Source organism: Bacillus massiliigorillae (assembly GCF_000380245.2).
GTDB classification, from domain to species: domain Bacteria; phylum Bacillota; class Bacilli; order Bacillales; family DSM-1321; genus Bacillus_AD; species Bacillus_AD massiliigorillae.
Map to the genome: position 1 here is coordinate 1,493,058 of NZ_HG428741.1, position 21,055 is coordinate 1,514,112.

Here is a 21,055-nt window from a genome sequence, read left to right on the forward strand (position 1 = left end):
TTTGGTATCTTGTTTAATTTCTTCAATGTCTTTATTAATGTTTTTCACTATCATATAAGCAATTAATCAAAAAAAATACAAATACGGTTGTCAAAATAGGGAATAGGAATCTTCTTATTTATATAATGAAAAAGACTTCAGTTTAATCTGAAGCCTTCTTCTCGACATAAAACTTATAGGATAGAACTCTTAATGAATACTAATACAGTATACCTCAATATGGTTAACACTATCAAGATGTTGTTAATATATTAATATAGTATTAATATAATCTTTTATAAGTTTTCACAAATGTGATAATGTGTTTCTATACGAAAAATGTTTCCTGCTAATTAATGTAACAGACATAAAGGAAATCAATAGTTTCAAAACTGTACCAAATGCAAATCTATATCAATGTACTTAACTTACATTGCAATTGTGAAAAAAATATGAAAAGTTATGTTATTTGATTGAAAAAACTATTCCGATATATTACTTTTAAAGTAACCCTTTTGTGCTATGATCGGATTTTCTTAATCCAATCATGTACATATTTTAAATCCCCAACTCAATAGAGAAGGGGATGTTTTTATTATTTAGCTATATTTAATGGCTCTATAAACTTTTCAAATTGGTCTCCTTCTGCTACATAGCCATATTTCTCATCATTACTATCTGATAGAATTTTATGCCATGTATAATCAGATTTCTTTTCACTGGAAAGAGAGGCAATAACAGAATACATTACTTTATACGTATATAATTTTGTTGCTGAACTGTTTGGTTCTGAACGTACATTTAATTGCTGTGCGCTTGGTGAAACTACATTATATAGTTTATAAGGATTGGTATTATTAATAAAATCCTTACCACCCATATCTAAGTCCAAGCTATATAAATGTCCTGCAATTTTTTGACCCCAGTATGGATCGGTTGTATATCGAACATTTACGCCTCTGTATTTATTTCCTAAATTTGCTCCATTCGCATAACCGCCATCAGCAGGAATATAATTTTTATTTAATACTGATGTTGCTAGATCTGCAATGCTATCTTGCGGATTAGCATAAGTTTTGCCAGCATCTACAACACTATCATAGACTTCCATACCAAATAGGTTTTTCTTATTTTGAGCTTTGTTACTCATTCCATAATCACTTTCATGAATCGCTTGTGCCAAAAGCATTAATGCATTTAGCTTATATTTTGATTCAGCTTCCTTAAAGGATTTTCCTAAACCAAGCAGTTTACTTTTCGTAGTAGCATCCTTATATTGAGGATACCCTTTTGGATCTTTTTTATAAAGAGCTTCGCGGGAAGCTAGTCTATTTTTGATAATTTGTTCTAATTCAGTCGCATTATAATTTGTAGTTGTTCTAAATGGTAAGACGTTAAAGTATTGGTAAACACTCGCGACGCTTGTTCCATTTTTATCTGTGAAATTCACACCGTCTCTACTGTAATATTTACCTCCTATTGTGAAAGAAGCAGGAGCCTTTCCATAAAACACTTGTGGACTTTTTGTTTTAGAGATTGGATTGTAAATATTCAAAAAGAGATTTCTTTTATCATCCACTGAATAGTACGTTCTATTTGCATCTACTACTTCAGGTAGTAAATATGCTTCAGAATACTTTACATAGCCATCTTGCCCCGCAATATTAACTCGAATACTCGTTGCATTAGATGAAACGTATTCCATTTCTGAACCATAAGACATACCTAACTTGACTTTTTGAAATTGTGCAGTGGTATAAACATTAGTCTCTTTACCGCTGTTAGCTTTCGCAACAACGATTCCTTTATTCATTTTTACAATCATACCATTATATGAAATTACTTGATTCGAAGCAGTACCGAAATTTTTATCAGCCTCTTCAAAATTTTTATATACCTTGTTAGTAGGCTTTACTATTTCGCTAGAGTCAATTGCCCCAATAGTATATACATCTTTTTCTGGTTCAGGAGTTGGCGTCGTATTATTCTCAGCCACACCTAACATACGGTTAATGAATGCAGCCGCTTGATTTCTTTGTGCATTCTCTTTTGGTTTAAATTCATTTGTTGGATATCCAAGTATGATTTTATAAGCTACCATATTGGCTACCGCTTTTCTTGAATCTGATGATGAAAGCAGATTACTATCTTTAAAAGTAAGTGAGATAGTTTTTTGTTCAATTTTCAGATAGTTCATTGCTCGATTCATCATTAACGACATTTGTTCTCTTGTAATATTTTGTTTAGGTAAAAAAGTCTTGGACGTTGTTCCATTAACAATACCCGCTTTAGCTGCAGCATTAATACCAGGTGCATAAATAGACTTTGAATTTACATCATTGAATTGATTTGGGCCACTTGGTAGTTTTAATGCATTACTAATATATGTTGCGAATTCTTCTCTGGTTATAATTCCAGTATCAGTAGGATAGACTCCTTTTTCATTTTTAATGACAACACCCTGATTAATCATTTTTTTCCATTCTTGATCAAGTCCAGCTGCAGAGGTTTGGTTGCTTGGTAAAAGTAAAACAATTAGCAAAGTACTCATAAGAAATAATGCGATTTTCTTCATAACTATACTCCTTTCAATGTTAAATACACTATACCTTAAGTTTTTAAGCTATTATTCTAGTATCTAGTTAAAATTTTAAATATTGTGTCAATTAACTATATGATAACTTGAGATTCTTTTAAAAACAATGAATTGAATATGATTTACATGTAATAAAAATCAGAAAATTATAATAATTAATCTCTGTTTAGTTATATTAACAGTTCATTTTAAGAATTATGTTTGGGTTCATGAGAAGATGTAATAAAGGTAGCAACGGGTGGAACATTTCGTTTAGATCTATAGATTAAGAGAAACAAATCTTCTTATCTTTGCATTTGTCTACCTGAATTCTATATGAGTATATATGGTTTTACATAAAGATTGACGGTGGTTGTGTATTTGGTGAACGTTAAATGCAATTGTAATGAATGAAAAAGGTGAGATATTAGTAAACTTTAGTGTAATAGATTGATTATATGAAAAAGGATTGAAAACGAATTCGTTGAGACGAAAAAAGACGACCAGAAAGTAATTAATTATCACTTTTTGGGTCGCCCTCAAGTATTAATTATTATTGTATTGTTCAATAACATCTAAAGTATGTGGAAGTAAGCTAAAGTCTCCCCAAGTTTTATGCCCTGGTATAACAATTTTAGCGTTGCTATAAGTTGTTAATAGATTTCTCATTGTATTAGGCCAAGCTAACATGTTTGCCTCATCGATAATTCCAGTGTTCTGCTGTTCGAGAGCAAAGATCATATCTCCAAATAGCAGCTTGTACTGAGGTAGCCATACTGTAATATTATCGGTTGTATGTGCCTCACCAGGGAAATAGGTTTCAATTTTTAAATCACCTATTTTTAATTTTGAAATATCTGAATTCAAAATAGGTTCTGGTGTTGGATAATTGAATTCTTTAGCTAACTTTACTACTTCTGGGGTGCTGATTGTTTTAATATTTTTATCAAGTAATGCTTGAATACCACCTATTCTGTCATATTTATGATGAGTAATAATAGCTAGCTTTATAGGCTTATGGAATTCATTTTGGATCATTTCTAATAATTGAGATGCCAATTGATTGTCCCAAGTTGCATCTACTAAAACAATTCCTTTAGAAGTGTTAAGAACTAAGCCGTTCGCTGCGATTCGAAAACCATCAATTTCGGTATATGAAGTGTGAACCCACACTTTTTTATTGATTTTCGTTAGTATTACTGATTCATCTTTGTTTGTTATGACATTTTGTTTGAATTTTTGTTCTTGAGCAGATACAGGTGCACTGATACTCATCAGCACAACAATCAAACTAGTAAAGATAACGATAAAATATTTTTGAATACTCTTCATAAAAGTAACCACCTTTCTACATCTTAGCCATTATATAGAAGGATATGTTAGTTTTCAACTTATTAACTATAATTTTCTAAATGAGGTTAATAAGATGGTTGTCTAAGATATTTAAATATTAAAGAGACTAAGATTGAATATGTTCATTGTAGACAGACAATATGGCAAAGGATAAAAATTATATTTTTCTATCTCTCAAAAGATTAGTTAATTTTTTTATGCCAAATAATGTGCAGTTAATCTTCATCTGAGATTCATATGTGTTTGTTATAATTAGGAAAAAAGAGGAGCTATAGGATGCGAATATTATTTTTAGAAGATGAACCGACGATTCAAGAGGTTTTAACTGAATATATGAAGATGCAAAACTATAAGGTTAGCCCTGTTGCTGATGGAGAAGAAGCAATACAGTTATTAGAATCATCACAGTTTGATTTAGCGGTTCTAGACATTATGGTTCCCCAAAAAAGTGGCTTGGAAGTGCTTCAATATATTAGAGAGAACAAACCGCAGTTAGCAACGATTATGCTAACGGCTCTAGAAGATGAACAAACACAAATAAAAGCGTTTAATTTATATGCAGATGATTATGTTGTCAAACCAGTATCACCGATTATTTTATTGAAACGGATGGAAGCAATATTAAGAAGAACAAAAAGACATGGAGAACAAGAGGCTTCAGAACAAGGATTATGTATTTATGATGAATCTTTTCAAGTTTTTTATAACGGAAAAGATTTAAATTTAACTTTAAGTGAATTTCTATTGCTGCAATCTTTAAAAAAAGAACCAAATCGAGTATTTACAAGGGAACAATTGATTATGAAAATATTCAATGAAGATTATATTGGAAACGATCGTATTATTGATGCTCACGTAAAAAATTTACGGAAGAAGCTACCTAAAAAATACATAAAAACAATCATCGGTGTTGGCTATCAGTTTAATCGGGAGGAATAGTGATGGGTCTAACAAGAAAAACATTTTTGTATAGTATGATCGTTTCAGCTATAATGGTGGCTTTTGTTATAGGATACTTTGCGTTTATGTTGCCATCACTATATGTAGATCATATGAAAAACAGCAATTATAATACAATCGTAGCTATTCAAAAAGGATATATGAAGGACAGAAGTTATGATAAATTAACGGTTAAAAACCCTACTAGTTTAGTGACGATAGAGATACCTCATAAGGGGAGTGAGTTTTATGTTACTAATAAGTTTTTTAAGGCGACTGTGAATATAGAAGATAAACAATTACAAAGTATGATTGAAAAATTTAGGGGTTATGCAGATGATTCAGATAAATTAAAGGAAATAGACAAAGATACATTTGATTTTTCGCTAATCAAGAAAAAATTATTTTCTGAGGATGTATTGAAGAAGGATTTTCCTTTAAAATTCAAATTTGATATAAAAGATGCCCAAAATGAATTTCATGAAGAAACAACAAAGCTTCATCGAGTATCTGACGCGTTATTCGTGTATGAAGCTAATTCAGCAGATGAGACTAATCAGTATACGTCTTATATAGCAATGGGAAAAAGTGATAAATCTATGATTATTACTCTTCTTTCTGTTATGACGCCACAAATGGCAGAGATAAAGCCAATTATTTTTGGAAGCTTACCAATGATAGTAGCAGTTGTGTTTTTTATAGTGCTCATTCTTTCACAAGTGTTCGCGAAGAAAATCATCAATCCAATTATTCGTATGGCTAAATATGCTGATTCTGTAAAACGCGCAAAAAATTTAGAAATCGAGCCATTAAAAATTACAGGAAATGATGAAATAGGTGAGCTAGGTAGAACGCTAAATGAGCTTTATGAACAGCTACGGGAGAATTACATACAATTAGAGCAAAAGAATATTTCACTAGCGGAAGAGAATAAAAGACAGGAAGTGTTTTTAAGAGCGTCCTCTCATCAGTTAAAGACACCTATTACAGCGGCATTATTATTAATAGACAGTATGGTAAATGAGATAGGAAAATATAAAAATATAAAAGAGTATTTGCCACAGGTAAAAGGACAGCTCCAATCAATGAGAATGATTGTAGAAAATATTTTATATTTAAACCATTGTGTTGATGAATTACAAATGGAATCTGTTTCTATCGAAGAAGTTGTACAAGAGCAATTATATGCTTATGAAATTCAAATGGCAGATAAAGGTTTGACTGTTAGTCAAGAGGGATCAATGGCATTGGTACAAACAGATAGAGAAATAATGAAGAAAATAATCGATAATTTACTTTCTAATGCTGTTCAATATACACCCTTAGGAGAAAAAATTGAAATTATTTTTGCAGACAAACAGATCTCTATTAAAAATTATGGAACATTCATTGAGGAAGAATTACTGCCGCATATTTATGAACCATTTGTTAGTAGTAATACAAAGAACAAAGGGCATGGATTAGGGCTTTATGTTATTTCCTATTATGCAAAATTGTTAGGTTGTGAAATAAAGATTACTAATATTGATGGAGGCGTTCAAGCGAAGCTTCTATTTTCATAAGGTATATTTGTCATTAGGAATCCCTTTCAACATTTTGTGACATCCAGTCAAAATAAGTGGTGATAACAGCTGCTAAGAACTCGTCATGTACTCAAGGGGAGATGAATGAAAACGTTCATAAAGAAACTCTTTATGAAGAAGAAGTATTAAAACAAATGCATATAGTCTTCATCTGAAATTCATACGCATTTGTTAATGTAATTGTAAGGATAACAAATGAATAGATGATCTATACAGATGGGAGGAAGTGACAGGGATGTTAGTGACAATTAAGCATTTACACGTTCAATATGGTAAACAAGTAGCACTTAACATTGAAAAACCAATTGAATTCGAACAAGGAGAACGAATAGGGATTATTGGCTCTAATGGTGCTGGAAAGACAACGTTTGTAAAATCAATTCTTGGATTGACTGATTATAAAGGAAGTATTAATACGCAACTTCAGCCAGAAGAAATGGCTGTTCATATGCAGCAAAATAATTATGTGAGCACGATGAGTGTAAAACATATTATGGAAACTCTCTTATGCACAAAGATTAAGAAAAATAAACAGTTACAGGATTTGATTTCATTTTTCGATTTTGAGGGATGCTTAAAGAAAAAATTTTCCGCACTTTCAGGAGGGCAAAAGCAAAGACTGACAATAATTATGGTAATGATTCAGGATGCGCCGCTTACCTTTTTTGATGAGGTAACTTCGGGTCTTGATTTTGAAACAAGACAGAAATTGATGGAAAAGTTAGTGCAATGGTATGAAAATAAAAAAACGACACTTTGCGTTGTCTCTCATTATTATGAGGAATTAGAACAATTAGTAGATAAAATCTTAATTTTAGAGAAAGGAAAGGTCGTAGCTTTTGGGGGAAAAGAAGAGCTATTTCATACGTATTGCGGAAATGCCATTATTACTGTTGATAACAATGTTAAAAATGAACAATTAACAGCTGTGTTTCCAAAATTAAAGGCACCCAATCATTTAATTGCTTTATCTTGTAAAGATAGAGAGATTGAAGGAGAAATTACATCATTGTTAATTCAAAACGATATAAACTTTAAGAGAAGTAATAATGATATTGAAATTATGTCTATTAATGCAAAGGAATCATTTTACGAGAAAGGAGAAGTGCGTCATGAAGGGTAAGAATTTTAGCGGGAGTTTAATTGTGTATGAAATGCGTAATATTATAGGGAATCCATTCGTTTCCTTTTTCGGGATTGTGTTTCCTATTTTAATGTCTTTTCTTATAACGAAGGCTGTTGCAAGTGAAGTGCCGAAAGCGATGGTACCAGAAGTAAATACAAGTGTATTTATTACAATGAGCTTAATCATTCCAATGGCGATTATCTTGCTCGGCTATGCCGCAACGTATTCTCAAGAGTTAGAGAAGGAAATACCAATTCGGATGAGATTGTTTGGATTTCGAGAAAGAACTGTTATAACAGCCAAGATTATTGCCCAGCTACTAGTGATGACATTTGCTCTTATTATTTATGTTGTAGCTGATTTCCTCTTCCTTGATCTACAAACACCGAAACTTAGTTCAGCACTTATCTTGCTTGTCTGTTTATATTTACTAGGAATCTTCTTTTTTGTTTTGGCACATGGACTTTCTAATATTTTTAAAAAATTTGGCCCGACTTATTGTGTAGCAATGGTGCTCTATTTTGGGATTATGATTTTATGTGGCATGATGGGGGTTACAATGGAGAACTTGCCAGAGGCATTACAGGCAGTAGCCAAGACCCTTCCGATGAGTTATATTAGCAGGGACTTTATCGATTTCTGGCAGAAAGGTAGCTACAATTTCGTTCCACTTATTCAAGCATTTTTATTCTTTGGAGCAGTTTCAGGTATTGTGTTAGCGGTATCTATTTATAGGGATAGACGGGTTGTAAAGTAGAAGAGAAAAGATTTAATGATACAAATCTCCATGGAACAGCAATAAAGCGTGCTGGTTTATTTAGTGATATCAACTTATTTAAAAGTCTCCTCTCATTTGAGTGGAGGTTTTTTTCAACAAAGAAAATGATATTATTGATATAGTAAAGTGAACAGTAAATTAACATGGGGATGGTATTATGAATAACTATAAATCTATTTTTAAAACTAATAATATGAAAGAAATGAATGAATCTTACGCTGTATATTATTTTCCTGAATTCCAAACGATGGCAATGATGATTGTTGAAAATGAAAAGGATGTAGAGTTTCATGGATTTCAAATAAACTTGGTAAATGATTCACAAGACGGAGAGGTTTTCTATTTTACGATTGATTATTCGAGAGATGATAAAGAACTTCCTATTATTAAAATTAAAGGCACCCAAAAAGCGGATACAAAAGAACCTTTAAAAATTATATTAGAGTATTTAACAAAAGATGGTGTTAGTAAAGAAGAATATGCTCTTTTTGAAGATGGGGATTATTTTTTTAATAAAGCAAACTAATATTGTGTAATAAGGGAAGTTTTTCTAAAATAACACAAAAATGTAATAATTATTAGCGTTTATACCCATTATAGTATGAGTTTCTTTGATATAATTTACATGTTTTTCATACATTGTAAACTTGGGGGAAGGGTAATGCTTTTAACAGAGGAAAAAATAATAGATGAGATTGATACATTTAATGAATCGGGAGTTCATATAAGTGTTGGAGATAATATTGATTTACAAAAACAAATCCAAATGATTGATTTAAGATATGAAGATTTACAAATTGTTCATTGTATTAGAGATACGGTTGTCCAACATATCGATGATTTAGTAAATGAATTTTACAAAATTATTGCTGTTGAATCATCCTTAATTGAAATCATACAAAATCATAGTAGTATCGATCGATTGAAGCGAACACTTCGACAACATATTATTGAATTGTTTGATGGACATATTGATGAGCAATTTATAAATAAGAGGAAAATAATTGCCGAGGTTCATGTGCAAATTGGATTAAAGCCTAAGTGGTATATGAGTGCCTTCCAGAGTATTTTTTTATCACTAATTCAAATAATGAATGAATCAATCAAGGATAAAGGATTATGTGTACGATCAATTGAATCAATATCAAAGTTAGTAAATCTTGAACAACAAATTGTTTTAGATGCATATGAGAGAGTAGCTGCCAAAATCAAGATGCAAGATGATGTAATAGTGAAAATGTAAAACTACTATATATGGGAAGTGTATCTTTTTGAAAGAAAATTGTATAAAGTTATGAGAAAAAATAATCTCCAACTCAATGAGTGAAGGGGATTATTTTTTGTTTTAAAACGACAAACATTTCTACAATCGTTAATCAAAAAAAATTCATTTCATACGCTAAAGATAATTTGTTAGCGTCACAATCATTGCAGGAGAACGTGGTAAGGGGGTTAACGTCGTTGCAAAAGAAGTTCGAAAATTAACTGTAAATGCTGATGAAATAATAAAAAAGTATGCGAACGATTAACAAAGATACACGCATAATGTTAATTTCACATACTTTTATGATTTAAGACTACTTAATCTACCTTCTTTTTTTGAGAATCATTTGAATCACTAGTATTTGTTGTAGAGTCTGCTTTTGCTTTTTTCGTATTAATAGCAACAAAGACTATAAAAAAGCAAAATATAACAAAGATCATGATTGCTAAAATGATAGCTGACGTTTCAAAGCTGCTGTCTAACAAATAAAACATCTCCTAAAATGGACTTTTTTTTATTATAGCATTATTTTGATATATTGTAATTTACTTAATTTTTAGTCATAAGTGACTTGTTGTCTATGAATTTGCTGTGAATCATTGATAGGGATTGATTGGTGAAAAAAATATTTGAATGTTGTAAAGCGGTAAATAAAGAACGTTGGGAATTTTAATTCTGAATTTTCAGAAAAAACATTCATGAATGATTCGTTTTCGTTTATAATATAAAGAATTCGAGTATTAAATAATTCAGAAATGTGGTGTTTTACGTGCTTTCAAGAGAATTAATGAAACAAATACCTTTACCAGCATTACTGTTAGATGAAGCTGCGTTTGAAAGTAATTGTAAAAGCATTGCAGCTAAAGCAAATGGAAAGACTATTCGAATTGCAACAAAATCGATTCGCTCTGCTAAAGTTTTACAACGAATACTAGAATCGGATAGCGTATTTAAAGGGTTAATGTGCTTTAGTCCACGTGAAGCTGTATTTTTAATAGAAAAAGGTTTTGATGATCTATTGCTAGGTTATCCATGCTGGGATGAAGAAGCTATCGGTGAAATTGCGAAGCATAATAAAAATGGTAGAAGAATAATATGCATGGTAGATTCGGAGGAGCATATCGACTTTTTAGAACGTATTGGTCAACAAGTGAATGGTAAACTAAATATTTGTATTGATGTTGACATGAGTACAAAATTTGGCTCTCTTCACTTCGGTGTTAGGAGATCACCACTTACTAATGAAATAGATGTCCTACAAGTTGCGAGGAAAATAAAGAACTGTGAACATTTAGAACTGATTGGTTTAATGGGGTATGAGGCACAAATTGCAGGTGTTGGAGAACAAATGCCTTCGCAGCAATTGAAGAATAAAGTTGTGGCATATATGAAAAGAAAATCGATTCAAGAAATCGCTCAACGACGAAAAAGAATGGTTGATGCTCTAAAACAGGAAGGATTTATACTTACACTAGTAAATGGTGGCGGAACAGGAAGCATGGATACCACTTCAAAAGAAGAAGTTGTCACAGAAATAACGGTTGGTTCAGGTATTTATTCCCCGTTATTATTCGACTATTATTCTTCATTTCAATATAAACCGGCCTTATTCTTTGCATTACCAATCGTAAGAATACCTTCTCCTCATATATATACTTGTCTTGGAGGTGGATATATTTCATCAGGACCTGCAGGTAAAGATAAAGTTCCACAGCCTGTCTATCCAAAAGGTGGTAGGCTTCTTCCGTTAGAAGGAGCAGGGGAGGTGCAAACACCCGTCTACTTTGATGAAGCCCAATTGCAAATAGGAGATCCAATCATTTTTAGAGCTGCAAAAGCTGGAGAAATTTGTGAGCGTTTTCAGGAAATCGTTTGTATATCAAATGGTCAAATAATTGAACGATACGAAACGTATCGTGGAGAAGGGGGATGTTTTTTATGACTAAAATAGTTGAAAAACAAACATGGAAAAACTGGGCACATACTAGTGTAAGCACTCCAGAAAAAATCATATACCCAAGTTCTATTGAAGAAGTATGTACAATTGTAAAGGATGCGGCTTTACATAATAAGAAAATTCGAGTAGTTGGCGCAGGGCATTCGTTTACTAAAATTGTTCAAACAAATGATTGGCTATTATCATTGGATTTATTAAGTGGAATACAAGAACTAAATGAAGAAGAAGATACAGCCACTATTCTTGCTGGAACAAGATTGTATGCTATTGGAGAAGCTCTTGGTAAAAAAGGTTATTCTCAGGAAAATCTAGGAGACGTGAATGTTCAAAGTATTGCTGGAGCACTATCTACTGGAACGCATGGTACTGGCTTAGCTTTTGGAAATGTTTCCACTCAAGTGATAGCATTGAAATTAGTTACTGCTTCAGGTGAAGTGTTGTCTCTATCCGAAAAAAATAATCCAGAATATTTCAAAGCTAGTCTTGTTTCACTTGGGATGTTAGGCATAATTGTAGAAGTTACTGTGAGAATTATAAAAAGTCCAGTATATGAATATATTAGTGATAAAATTTCGTATGAACATCTTGAAAAGCATTTAGAAGCATTAATTCATACAAATCGCCATTTCGAGTTTTACTTATTTCCTTTTTCAGACTTAGTTCAAGTTAAAACGATGAATATTACAGATAAAAGCCCTCAAAGTTTAAAAGGTCATTATTATAAAAATCTTATTCTTGAAAACTACTTATTTTATATCATTTCTGAAACATGTAGAATCTTCCCTAAAACAAGCTCTTTTTTTAGTAAAATGTCTGCTAAAGCAATAGGAAAAGCAAACATTACATCGCATAGCTATAATCTATTTGCTACACCACGCCTAGTTCGGTTTAGGGAAGTTGAATACTCTATTCCTTTGGAGCATATGAAGAGTGTTTTACGTGAAATCAGGAAGCAAATAGAAACAAAACGATACAATGTCCATTTCCCTATAGAGTGTCGGACGGTAAAAGGAGATGAAATTTGGCTTAGTCCAGCATATAATCGTGACTCGTTTTATATCGCTTTTCATATGTATAAAGGAATGCCATACGAAGAGTATTTTTATGATATGGAACAAATTATGAAAAAATATGAAGGGCGTCCTCATTGGGGAAAAATGCATAAAAGAAGCAATAGAGAATTACGAGATTTATATCCTAAGTTTACAGATTTCCAAATAATTAGAAATGAATTAGATCCTAAGGGGATTTTTCTGAATGATTATTTAGCGGATTTATTTTCTAATACAACGGAAAACCAAGTGTTAAACTTGTAAAAGTTCTTAAGAACCTGTAAATAAAGTGGTAAAAATATTGTGAAAGAAAAAGACGATATTCCATTATATTTTGGAATATCGTCTTATTTTTTTAAGTTCTTTACATATAACAATAAAGCGTACATATTGCAAAAACTGTGTCATTTAATAAATATCAGATTTTTGGTATTAGATATTTGCTATTTTGGTATTATTTTTAGCTGCTTTAACTGTTAATTTATAGATTATAATAGTTTTCAGAAAATATTTACAATTAAGGATATTCATGTTATCTTAATTTTAAATATAACGAAAATATATCATTCGAAATATATTCGTTATGTTTGAAAAATATTTATGTTTTGGAAGCTTGTAAGTTGGATTTGTTATGAGAAGCACTTTTATATTGTTATTGCTTAATAAATGTCCGTCTCCTCCAATTTGTAAGCTAACTTATAAGGCAAAAGGTGCAAGGAATAAATCCGTAAATTTCATGATGGAAGCTTGATGTTCATTTCAAAACGCCTTTAATTCCCCTGCGTTTTAATGAAAGAGTCCGGTCTCTTGAAGATTTAACTTACAAGCTTTCAGAATAAATTAGCAAATAGAATGGGAAGGGGTATATTAAATGATTATTCATGAAGTTGAAACATATTCAGAAAATGAGATGAAAGCGCTTCAATTAACTCGATTACAAGAAACATTAAAAAGAGTCTATGGGAATGTTCCATTCTATCATAGTAAATTTGATGAACTTGGTTTAAAACCAGAGGATATAAAAACTGTAGAAGACATCAGTAAATTACCATTCACAGTGAAAGCGGATTTACGAAATAGTAAACCATTTGAATTATTTGCAACTTCCATGAAAGAAGTAGTGCGTATTCATGCATCATCTGGAACGAGTGGCACACCAACTATTGTGGGCTATACAGAAGGAGATATTAATAATTGGGCTGATATTGTCGCTCGTGCTATAGCGATTGCTGGTGGAGAAGCGGATGGGGTTTTCCAGAATGCATATGGTTATGGCTTATTTACTGGTGGATTAGGGCTTCATTATGGTGGAGAAAGACTGGGTATGGCTACAATACCTATTTCCGGTGGTAATACTACTCGACAAATTAATATTATTGAAGAGTGTAAACCGACAGTCATAGCTGGTACTCCTTCATATATTCTTAGAATTGCAGAAGAAATGGAAAGTATGGGTAAAGATCCTCTTGAATCTTCATTGAAATTCGGGATTTTTGGTGCGGAGCCATGGTCGGAAGAATTAAGAAAAGTATTAGAATCTAAGCTAGGCATTAAGGCTTGTGATATTTATGGTTTAAGCGAAGTGATGGGACCTGGTATTGCAATGGAATGTCATGAAGCTCAAGATGGATTACATATTGCAGAAGATCATTTCATTGTAGAAGTCATCAATCCAGATACACTACAACCAGTTCCAGATGGTGAAGAAGGAGAGTTAGTATTTACGAGTTTAACGAAAGAAGCTTCTCCGGTCATTCGTTATCGAACAGGAGATATCGCTTCTATTACTAGGGGCACATGTAGTTGTGGACGAACAACCGCTCGCATGTCTCGTGTGAAAGGACGCATTGATGATATGCTAATTATTCGTGGAGTAAATGTGTTTCCTTCGGAGATAGAAGAATGCTTACTTCGAAATGAAGATTTAGTTCCACATTATCAAGTACATTTATATCATGAAGATGCAATGGATCATGTTGAATTACATGTCGAAATAAATGAACAAATATATCGGAATTGTAACGATGATTTAAAAAATGATTATATAAAAACAGTGGCTAAGAATGTTCGACACGATATGAAAAATTACTGTTTAGTAACGATGAAAGTGAATGTGTTAGCACCTGGTAGTATACCTAGATCAGAGGGAAAAGCGATTCGTATTATCGATCATCGTAAGAAAGGATTACCAGTTTAAAAATAGTTTTCAGAATTTATTGACTTTTTATATAACTCAAATCTATAATACGGTTATAAAAGTGTTATATGAAGGAGGATTTCATAATGACGATTGTAACAGAATCATCAGATTCCCAAAAACTCGAATTGTTTATACAAAAGATAAATAATGGAGAAAAAATCGAAGCTGACGATTGGATGCCTGAGGATTATCGAACAGCACTGATTAAGTTAATATCAATGCATGGTATTAGCGAAATTATGGGAGCGCTTCCCGAGAAAGAATGGGTTCCCAAAGCACCTTCTTTACGAAGAAAATTAGGGATTATGGCGAAAGTTCAAGATGAGATGGGGCACGGTCAATTGTTGCTACGAGTAGCAGAAGATTTGTTAAAACCTTACGGAAAAGATCGAGGAGATTTAATGCAAGATCTTTTCAACGGAGATTTAAAGTTTCATAACGTGTTCCATATGGCTACTAAATCTTGGGGTGATGCTGGGCTAATCGGTTGGCTTGTTGATGGAGCAGCGATTATGTCTCAAACAAATATGCTAAATGCATCATACGGACCTTATGCTAGAGCTCTTCATCGAATTTGTGCGGAAGAAGTATTTCACGCCCAACATGGAGAAGCAATCATTATGGCTTTAGTTGAGGGTACTGCAGAGCAGAAAGCATTAGTCCAAGATGCGCTAAATCGTTGGTGGGAATCATTGCTTATGTTTTTTGGGCCGGCGAGTAGTGAAACAACCGGCACATCTAAGCAAGATATAACAATAAAATATAAAATTCGTGTAAAGACAAATGAAGAATTACGTCAAAAGTTTTTTACGAAGTATGTACCAAGAATTCAGTCTATAGGTTTAATAATACCTGATTCGACTATTCATTTTGATGAAGAACAGCAACAATGGATTTATCAACAACCGGACTGGAATGAATTTAAGAAAATTATTAGTAATCAAGGACCACGTTCACAAGACCGTTTAAGACTACGAAGAACATCTTATGAAAACAACGCATGGGTTCGCGATGCTTTAGCAGAAACAATCCATTAATTGAAAAGGAGGTTAATGCCAATGACTAATGAGAAAAAAAACTTTTACCAAGAGTATGAAGTATTCAGTAAAAAAACACCAACTTCCGCGTTTCAACATCAATTCAGCTTACTTGCTCCAAATAAAGAAATGGCTCTAATAATGGCTCAAGAAAACTTCATGCGTCGCGATACTGTTGCAGACATTTGGGTAGTAAATCGTAAAGACATCGGAGCCATAACACCAGAAGATAAACAAATGCTTGTGCGCTTAGATAACAAAGACTATCGAACAACGAAAGGTTATGGTTATTTAAGAGAAAGATGGCGTCATTATGAACAAAAGATGCTTGATGAGAAAGAAATTCTATCTTGGGCAGGAGGGGATCAAAAATGAGTCAAGACGCGGTAACTATGACTTCTGAATATAAAACGGCTTTAGTTGAATTATTATTTCAACTAGCGGATGATGACTTCTTATATTCATTTCGAAATTCGGAATGGCTAGGGTTAGCTCCGCATATAGAAGAAGATGTGGCATCTTCTTCTATTACGCAAGATAGTATGGGCCACGCAGCTATGTTTTATGGATTATTGCAAGAATTAGGTGCAGGAAAAGCAGATGATTTAGCACATGCTCGCCCTGCTGCGGAAAGAAAGAATGCTATTATCGTAGAACGTTTGAACGGGCCTGGCTATTATATGGAAAATGCTCAATATGATTGGGCGTTTGCAGTTGTTCGCAATTATTTTTATACACAAGCCAAAAAAATCAAAATGGATGCTTTAAAACAAAGTAGCTATGCACCTCTTGCAGAAGTGGCTGTAAAAGTGAATATGGAAATTTATTTTCATTTAATGCATTGGCGAACATGGTTTGTTCAATTATTAAATTCAACGGAAGAAGCGAAAACGCGTATGTCAGAAGCTATTGAGCAAGTGTGGAACGATTTTGGCGATGTATTTTCTTTAGGGAATCAAGACGCGGCTATTAAACAGCAAGGATTGTTAGATGGTGCAGATTTACAAGGAAAATGGATTGCTGCCATTACGCCAGTATTTAACTCTGTAGGTATTGAAGTTCCTAAAGAGCTTAAAGTGCAACAATATAACGGGAGAAATGGACTACATACTAGTGAAATAGACGATGCTCTTGTAACTCTTTCTGAAGTATATAACTCTGATCCTGTTACAGCTTGGTAATTTTCTTTAAAGAGGTGAGAGAAATGCAGGACCATATTCAAATAACAGAAAATGAAGTATTTCATATTTTGCGAAATGTAAAAGATCCTGAAATCGATACTGTTAGCATAATTGATTTGGGAATGGTTGATTCGGTTGCAATTCAGCAAAATTCAATCTTAATTAAAGTATTACCTACTTTTCTGGGATGCCCGGCTTTAGAGTTTATTAAAAAGAATATCATTCGTGCTGTACAAGATGTAACAGATTATGAGGTTGTAGAAGTTGAGTTTCTTACTTCTCCCCCTTGGACATCTGATCGCATTACAGATGAGGGTAAAAAAGGATTAAAGGAATTTGGAATTTCCCCTCCGCCTAGTCAATTAGAAGAGGATGGCTCTTGGCATGTAGATTGTCCATATTGTGGTTCAACGTATGTTACGTTGGAGAATATTTTTGGCCCAACTGCATGTAGAAGCATTCTGTATTGTAAGAGTTGTAAAAATCCGTTTGAAGCAATGAAACCAGTATCTATATTAATGTAATGGGAGGAAATATAAATGGTTAAATTAATAGCTTTATATAAACATCCGGAAAATAAGGAAGAGTTTGATGAGCACTATTTCAATGTTCATGGTCCAATTACTTCGAAAATTCCTGGACTTAGAAAAATGGAAGTAACAAAAATTGTTGGTTCTCCAATGGGTGGCGAAGGTGCTTATTATTTGCTATGTGAAATGTATTATGATGATCACGAAGCATTAAAACAAGGATTACGTTCAGTAGAAGGCAAAGCATCTGGTAAAGATTTAATGGGCTTTGCAGGTGAGCTGGTAACGCTAATGATTGGTGAAGAAGTATAATGTCGTTATTTATCGAAACTTCTATTTGTGAGAGTGTTGGGTGTATTAGGTTAAATCGTCCTAAGCAATTCAATGCCTTAAATCGTACAATGGTGAAAGAAATTGTAGACACAATGGAAGAGTTTGATAGGAACGATGAAGTTTCTGTCATCTTAATTTCTGGAAATGGTCGTGCGTTCTCAGCAGGTGCTGATATTGATGAGATGGCGAGTGATGGTGCTATTGATTTAGAGTTGTTAAATCAGTTTGCGGATTGGGATCGATTAGCATTGATTAAGAAACCTATTATTGGAGCAGTGAAAGGGTTTGTTTTTGGTGGTGGATTCGAATTAGCACTTTGTTGTGATTTATTAATTGCAGCTAATGGGACCGAGTTTTCTTTCCCTGAAGTGAATCTTGGCGTTATGCCAGGAGCAGGCGGCACACAACGTTTAACAAAAACCGTTGGTCGTACAAAAGCGTTAGAATGGCTATTAACTGGAGAACGAATTCCTGTTCGTGTAGCAAAAGAGCATGGAATAGTTAATACAATTGTAGAATTAGAATTGTTAGATGAAGAAGCGATGAAGTTTGCTAAGAGGCTATCAAATCAACCTCCTTTATCACTACGATTAATAAAGGATGCAGTAAACAAAGCAGTAGATTATTCCTTATATGAAGGAATGCAATATGAAAGAAAGAATTTCTATTTATTATTTGCTTCTCAAGATCAAAAAGAAGGTATGCAAGCATTTGTTGAAAAGAGAAAGCCGCGATTTGAAGGGAAATAAGGAGGCAATGTTGTGTTCGAAACCATTAGTTATCAAGTTGTAGATGGTGTTGCATGGTTGCGATTAAATCGACCAAACAAATTAAATGCTTTTGTAGCGCAAATGAATCATGAAGTGAAAATAGCCGTACGTAATGCTGCTTCTGACGATGAAGTAAGATGTATTGTTATTACTGGTGAAGGAAGAGCATTCTGTTCTGGTCAAGATTTATCAGAAGTCGATGAAAGTATGGATCACGGTCAAGTGATTAAGCAACACTATAGTCCGATGATAAAGCAAATAACGCAATGCGAAAAACCAATTATTGCTGCGGTAAATGGAGTGGCGGCAGGTGCAGGGTTTAGTTTGGCTTTAGCCTGTGATTTCCGCTTAGCTTCAGAAAAAGCAAGCTTTGTGAATGCTTTTATCCATGTAGGACTAATACCAGACTCAGGTAATTTATATTTCCTTAGTAAACTATTAGGTCGAGCAAAAACAGCAGAGCTAGCCATTTTGGGTGAGAAAATATCCACAGCACAAGCTTTACAATTAGGTTTAGTAACAAGTGTTATCCCGATGGATTCGTGGGAGAAAGAAATAACTGAATTTTCTATTAAAATAGCTCAAATGCCAACAAAAGCAATTGGATTAATTAAACGATACATGCTTTTTGCAGAAGAACTTCCGTTTGACACATACTTAGAAAAAGAAGCTGAAGGTCAACGAATTGCAGGCCTAACGAAAGATCATCGTGAAGGCGTACAGGCTTTCTTAGAAAAAAGAAAACCAACATTCATAGGAAAATAACGTAATAGGAGTGTGACTTATGTCAACAATTAAAGATTCAGAAACTCAACAGCAATCAATGAAGCGAAATCTATACCATCTTATTATCAACGGTGAACAAGTAGCTAGTAGCAACAATGCGACTTTCAAAACATTTAATCCTGCTACGGGTGAGCTGATTGCAGAAGTAGCTCAAGCGACAAAAGAAGACACAGAAAAAGCAATACAAGCTGCACGTCACGCTTTTGATTATGGTAAATGGAAGAAGTCACCGATTAATAAACGCTCACGTGTACTAAATAAAATAGCGTCCATTATGCGCGCTAGATTTAACGAATTGGTTGAATTAGAAATTTTGGATACAGGAAAATCACTTTCGACTGCCCAAGGACAAGTCATGCAAGCAATTGAAGATTTTGAGTTTTATGCAGGCGCAATCGTAGGTCATCGTGGGGTTGTGAACAATGTTCCTGGTCAATTCCATAATTACACTGAGAAGGAACCAGTAGGTGTATGTGCACAAATTATCCCTTGGAATTATCCGTTAATGATGGCTGCTTGGAAGATAGCACCTGCCATCGCAGTGGGTTGTTCTGTAGTCGTTAAACCAGCTTCATTGACACCACTAACAGCAATTATTCTTGGTGAAATTTGTCTTGAAGCAGGTGTGCCAGAAGGTGTTGTTAATATTGTTCCAGGACCTGGAGCTGAAGTTGGAAATTATCTAGTTGGACATAAGCAAGTTGATAAAGTAGCGTTTACTGGCTCAACTCCAATTGGAAAAAACATAATGGAAAGAGCTTCACAAACATTGAAGCGCGTGACTTTAGAACTTGGTGGTAAATCACCTAATATTGTGTTTGCGGACGCTGATATTGATGCTGCCGTAGATGGATCATTATATGGTATCTTCTATAATTCTGGTCAATCATGTGAAGCACGTTCTCGTTTATATGTGCAAGAGGAAGTTTATGAGGAATTTGTAGGTAAGTTTGTTGAGAAAACGAAGAAGCTTCAATTAGGAAATCCCTTTGATCAAGGTACTCATGTAGGAGCAATAATTGATCAAAATCAATTAAATGTCATTGATTCATACGTGAAATCAGCCATTGCTGACGGTGCTGAAATTCTGGTTGGGGGTAAAGTTGCAGTTGTGGAAGGCTATGAAAATGGTTTCTGGTATGAACCAACGGTAATTGCAAATGTCAATCATGAGATGAAAGTTGTACAGGAAGAAATCTTCGGACCAGTAGTAGTAATTATGCCGTTCAAGGATGAAAAGGAAGCTGTTAAGTTAGCTAATGATTCAGAATTTGGATTAGGTTCAGCACTATGGTCGAAAGATGCTGCACGTACAACTCGAGTTGCGAACCAAATTCAAGCTGGAATTGTAATGGTTAACTGCCCATTCTCAGCATTCCCAGGAACACCATTTGGTGGTTATAAACAATCTGGTTTTGGTCGAGAGCTTTGTATCGAAACGTTAGATTTATATACAGAAACAAAGAGTATTGTGTCTTACTATGGCAGTCGCCCATTAAACCCACTTGGGGTGTAATGGCTTATTAACTTCAGCTAGAACATAAAAAAGAAATAAAAGAGTAATAGACATGCTTGGAGCATAAGTCGTTCCTTAAACAGAAATCTACAAGGG

The 21,055-nt window shown here is 33.5% G+C and carries 20 protein-coding genes; 17 read left to right on the forward strand and 3 right to left on the reverse strand.

From position 1 onward, the window contains the following. Nucleotides 1-574: 574 nt before the first annotated feature. Both TX86_RS06940 and bla read right to left on the reverse strand, forming a co-directional pair. Nucleotides 575-2,554: an S-layer homology domain-containing protein gene (locus tag TX86_RS06940; RefSeq protein WP_042347487.1), complete on the reverse strand. Its 1,980-nt coding sequence runs from the start codon at nucleotides 2,552-2,554 to the stop codon at nucleotides 575-577. A 546-nt stretch (nucleotides 2,555-3,100) separates the two neighbouring features. After that, nucleotides 3,101-3,886, reverse strand: coding sequence for a subclass B1 metallo-beta-lactamase (gene bla / locus TX86_RS06945; protein ID WP_042347489.1), 786 nt, complete (start codon nucleotides 3,884-3,886; stop codon nucleotides 3,101-3,103). A gap of 297 nt (nucleotides 3,887-4,183) precedes the next feature. Between bla and TX86_RS06950 the strand changes: the two genes are divergently transcribed. The 6 genes from TX86_RS06950 to TX86_RS06975 all read left to right on the forward strand — a co-directional run bounded on the left by TX86_RS06950 (nucleotide 4,184) and on the right by TX86_RS06975 (nucleotide 9,576). Beyond that, nucleotides 4,184-4,846: a response regulator transcription factor gene (locus TX86_RS06950; RefSeq protein ID WP_042347491.1), complete on the forward strand. Its 663-nt coding sequence runs from the start codon at nucleotides 4,184-4,186 to the stop codon at nucleotides 4,844-4,846. Nucleotides 4,847-4,848: 2 nt separating this feature from the next. Further along, a complete protein-coding gene (locus TX86_RS06955; RefSeq protein ID WP_042347492.1) occupies nucleotides 4,849-6,408 on the forward strand; it encodes a HAMP domain-containing sensor histidine kinase in 1,560 nt (519 codons plus the stop codon). A 256-nt stretch (nucleotides 6,409-6,664) separates the two neighbouring features. Continuing rightward, entirely contained in the window at nucleotides 6,665-7,552 is an 888-nt protein-coding gene (locus tag TX86_RS06960; RefSeq protein WP_042347493.1) for an ATP-binding cassette domain-containing protein, read from the forward strand. After that, the gene (locus tag TX86_RS06965) at nucleotides 7,542-8,312 is read left to right on the forward strand and encodes an ABC transporter permease (RefSeq protein WP_042347494.1); all 771 of its coding nucleotides are present in this window, start codon (nucleotides 7,542-7,544) and stop codon (nucleotides 8,310-8,312) included. Before TX86_RS06960 ends, TX86_RS06965 begins: the two co-directional genes overlap by 11 nt. A gap of 178 nt (nucleotides 8,313-8,490) precedes the next feature. Then, a complete protein-coding gene (locus TX86_RS06970) occupies nucleotides 8,491-8,859 on the forward strand; it encodes a hypothetical protein (protein WP_042347495.1) in 369 nt (122 codons plus the stop codon). 135 nt (nucleotides 8,860-8,994) lie between these two features. Continuing rightward, nucleotides 8,995-9,576 carry a protoglobin domain-containing protein gene (locus TX86_RS06975; protein WP_052343568.1) on the forward strand — a complete coding sequence of 194 codons (582 nt, stop codon included), beginning with the start codon at nucleotides 8,995-8,997 and terminating at the stop codon, nucleotides 9,574-9,576. A 338-nt stretch (nucleotides 9,577-9,914) separates the two neighbouring features. On the opposite strand, the gene TX86_RS26620 is transcribed toward TX86_RS06975, so the two are convergent. Further along, nucleotides 9,915-10,082, reverse strand: a complete 168-nt coding sequence (locus tag TX86_RS26620) for a hypothetical protein (protein WP_154663067.1) — start codon at nucleotides 10,080-10,082, stop codon at nucleotides 9,915-9,917. 302 nt (nucleotides 10,083-10,384) lie between these two features. Between TX86_RS26620 and TX86_RS06980 the strand changes: the two genes are divergently transcribed. From TX86_RS06980 to TX86_RS07030, 11 genes are all read left to right on the forward strand, one after another. After that, on the forward strand, nucleotides 10,385-11,539 hold the full coding sequence (locus TX86_RS06980) for an amino acid deaminase/aldolase (RefSeq protein WP_042350267.1): 1,155 nt from the start codon (nucleotides 10,385-10,387) through the stop codon (nucleotides 11,537-11,539). Further along, the gene (locus tag TX86_RS06985) at nucleotides 11,536-12,870 is read left to right on the forward strand and encodes a D-arabinono-1,4-lactone oxidase (RefSeq protein WP_042347496.1); all 1,335 of its coding nucleotides are present in this window, start codon (nucleotides 11,536-11,538) and stop codon (nucleotides 12,868-12,870) included. Before TX86_RS06980 ends, TX86_RS06985 begins: the two co-directional genes overlap by 4 nt. Nucleotides 12,871-13,477: 607 nt before the next feature. Further along, nucleotides 13,478-14,803, forward strand: coding sequence for a phenylacetate--CoA ligase family protein (locus TX86_RS06990; protein WP_042347497.1), 1,326 nt, complete (start codon nucleotides 13,478-13,480; stop codon nucleotides 14,801-14,803). 86 nt (nucleotides 14,804-14,889) lie between these two features. Continuing rightward, the gene (paaA, locus tag TX86_RS06995; RefSeq protein ID WP_042347498.1) at nucleotides 14,890-15,843 is read left to right on the forward strand and encodes a 1,2-phenylacetyl-CoA epoxidase subunit PaaA; all 954 of its coding nucleotides are present in this window, start codon (nucleotides 14,890-14,892) and stop codon (nucleotides 15,841-15,843) included. 21 nt (nucleotides 15,844-15,864) lie between these two features. Further along, nucleotides 15,865-16,218 (forward strand): 1,2-phenylacetyl-CoA epoxidase subunit PaaB, encoded by a 354-nt coding sequence (gene paaB, locus TX86_RS07000; RefSeq protein ID WP_042347500.1) that lies wholly within the window; start codon nucleotides 15,865-15,867, stop codon nucleotides 16,216-16,218. Next, a complete protein-coding gene (gene paaC, locus TX86_RS07005; RefSeq protein ID WP_195892870.1) occupies nucleotides 16,215-17,024 on the forward strand; it encodes a 1,2-phenylacetyl-CoA epoxidase subunit PaaC in 810 nt (269 codons plus the stop codon). The genes paaB and paaC overlap by 4 nt, the downstream gene beginning before the upstream one ends. A gap of 23 nt (nucleotides 17,025-17,047) precedes the next feature. Then, a complete protein-coding gene (gene paaD / locus TX86_RS07010) occupies nucleotides 17,048-17,548 on the forward strand; it encodes a 1,2-phenylacetyl-CoA epoxidase subunit PaaD (protein WP_042347503.1) in 501 nt (166 codons plus the stop codon). A 15-nt stretch (nucleotides 17,549-17,563) separates the two neighbouring features. Next, on the forward strand, nucleotides 17,564-17,866 hold the full coding sequence (locus tag TX86_RS07015) for an EthD family reductase (RefSeq protein ID WP_042347505.1): 303 nt from the start codon (nucleotides 17,564-17,566) through the stop codon (nucleotides 17,864-17,866). After that, nucleotides 17,866-18,636, forward strand: coding sequence for an enoyl-CoA hydratase/isomerase family protein (locus TX86_RS07020; protein WP_042347507.1), 771 nt, complete (start codon nucleotides 17,866-17,868; stop codon nucleotides 18,634-18,636). Before TX86_RS07015 ends, TX86_RS07020 begins: the two co-directional genes overlap by 1 nt. 12 nt (nucleotides 18,637-18,648) lie before the next feature. After that, the gene (locus TX86_RS07025) at nucleotides 18,649-19,422 is read left to right on the forward strand and encodes an enoyl-CoA hydratase-related protein (RefSeq protein ID WP_042347509.1); all 774 of its coding nucleotides are present in this window, start codon (nucleotides 18,649-18,651) and stop codon (nucleotides 19,420-19,422) included. A gap of 19 nt (nucleotides 19,423-19,441) precedes the next feature. Further along, nucleotides 19,442-20,959 carry an aldehyde dehydrogenase family protein gene (locus TX86_RS07030; RefSeq protein ID WP_042347511.1) on the forward strand — a complete coding sequence of 506 codons (1,518 nt, stop codon included), beginning with the start codon at nucleotides 19,442-19,444 and terminating at the stop codon, nucleotides 20,957-20,959. Nucleotides 20,960-21,055 lie beyond the last annotated feature (96 nt).

Bases quoted from the DNA above. Each gene is read 5' to 3' on its own strand.
- TX86_RS06940 (WP_042347487.1), bottom strand. From the start codon at position 2,554: ATGAAGAAAATCGCATTATTTCTTATGAGTACTTTGCTAATTGTTTTA.
- bla (WP_042347489.1), bottom strand. From the start codon at position 3,886: ATGAAGAGTATTCAAAAATATTTTATCGTTATCTTTACTAGTTTGATT.
- TX86_RS06950 (WP_042347491.1), top strand. From the start codon at position 4,184: ATGCGAATATTATTTTTAGAAGATGAACCGACGATTCAAGAGGTTTTA.
- TX86_RS06955 (WP_042347492.1), top strand. From the start codon at position 4,849: ATGGGTCTAACAAGAAAAACATTTTTGTATAGTATGATCGTTTCAGCT.
- TX86_RS06960 (WP_042347493.1), top strand. From the start codon at position 6,665: ATGTTAGTGACAATTAAGCATTTACACGTTCAATATGGTAAACAAGTA.
- TX86_RS06965 (WP_042347494.1), top strand. From the start codon at position 7,542: ATGAAGGGTAAGAATTTTAGCGGGAGTTTAATTGTGTATGAAATGCGT.
- TX86_RS06970 (WP_042347495.1), top strand. From the start codon at position 8,491: ATGAATAACTATAAATCTATTTTTAAAACTAATAATATGAAAGAAATG.
- TX86_RS06975 (WP_052343568.1), top strand. From the start codon at position 8,995: ATGCTTTTAACAGAGGAAAAAATAATAGATGAGATTGATACATTTAAT.
- TX86_RS06980 (WP_042350267.1), top strand. From the start codon at position 10,385: ATGAAACAAATACCTTTACCAGCATTACTGTTAGATGAAGCTGCGTTT.
- TX86_RS06985 (WP_042347496.1), top strand. From the start codon at position 11,536: ATGACTAAAATAGTTGAAAAACAAACATGGAAAAACTGGGCACATACT.
- TX86_RS06990 (WP_042347497.1), top strand. From the start codon at position 13,478: ATGATTATTCATGAAGTTGAAACATATTCAGAAAATGAGATGAAAGCG.
- paaA (WP_042347498.1), top strand. From the start codon at position 14,890: ATGACGATTGTAACAGAATCATCAGATTCCCAAAAACTCGAATTGTTT.
- paaB (WP_042347500.1), top strand. From the start codon at position 15,865: ATGACTAATGAGAAAAAAAACTTTTACCAAGAGTATGAAGTATTCAGT.
- paaC (WP_195892870.1), top strand. From the start codon at position 16,215: ATGAGTCAAGACGCGGTAACTATGACTTCTGAATATAAAACGGCTTTA.
- paaD (WP_042347503.1), top strand. From the start codon at position 17,048: ATGCAGGACCATATTCAAATAACAGAAAATGAAGTATTTCATATTTTG.
- TX86_RS07015 (WP_042347505.1), top strand. From the start codon at position 17,564: ATGGTTAAATTAATAGCTTTATATAAACATCCGGAAAATAAGGAAGAG.
- TX86_RS07020 (WP_042347507.1), top strand. From the start codon at position 17,866: ATGTCGTTATTTATCGAAACTTCTATTTGTGAGAGTGTTGGGTGTATT.
- TX86_RS07030 (WP_042347511.1), top strand. From the start codon at position 19,442: ATGTCAACAATTAAAGATTCAGAAACTCAACAGCAATCAATGAAGCGA.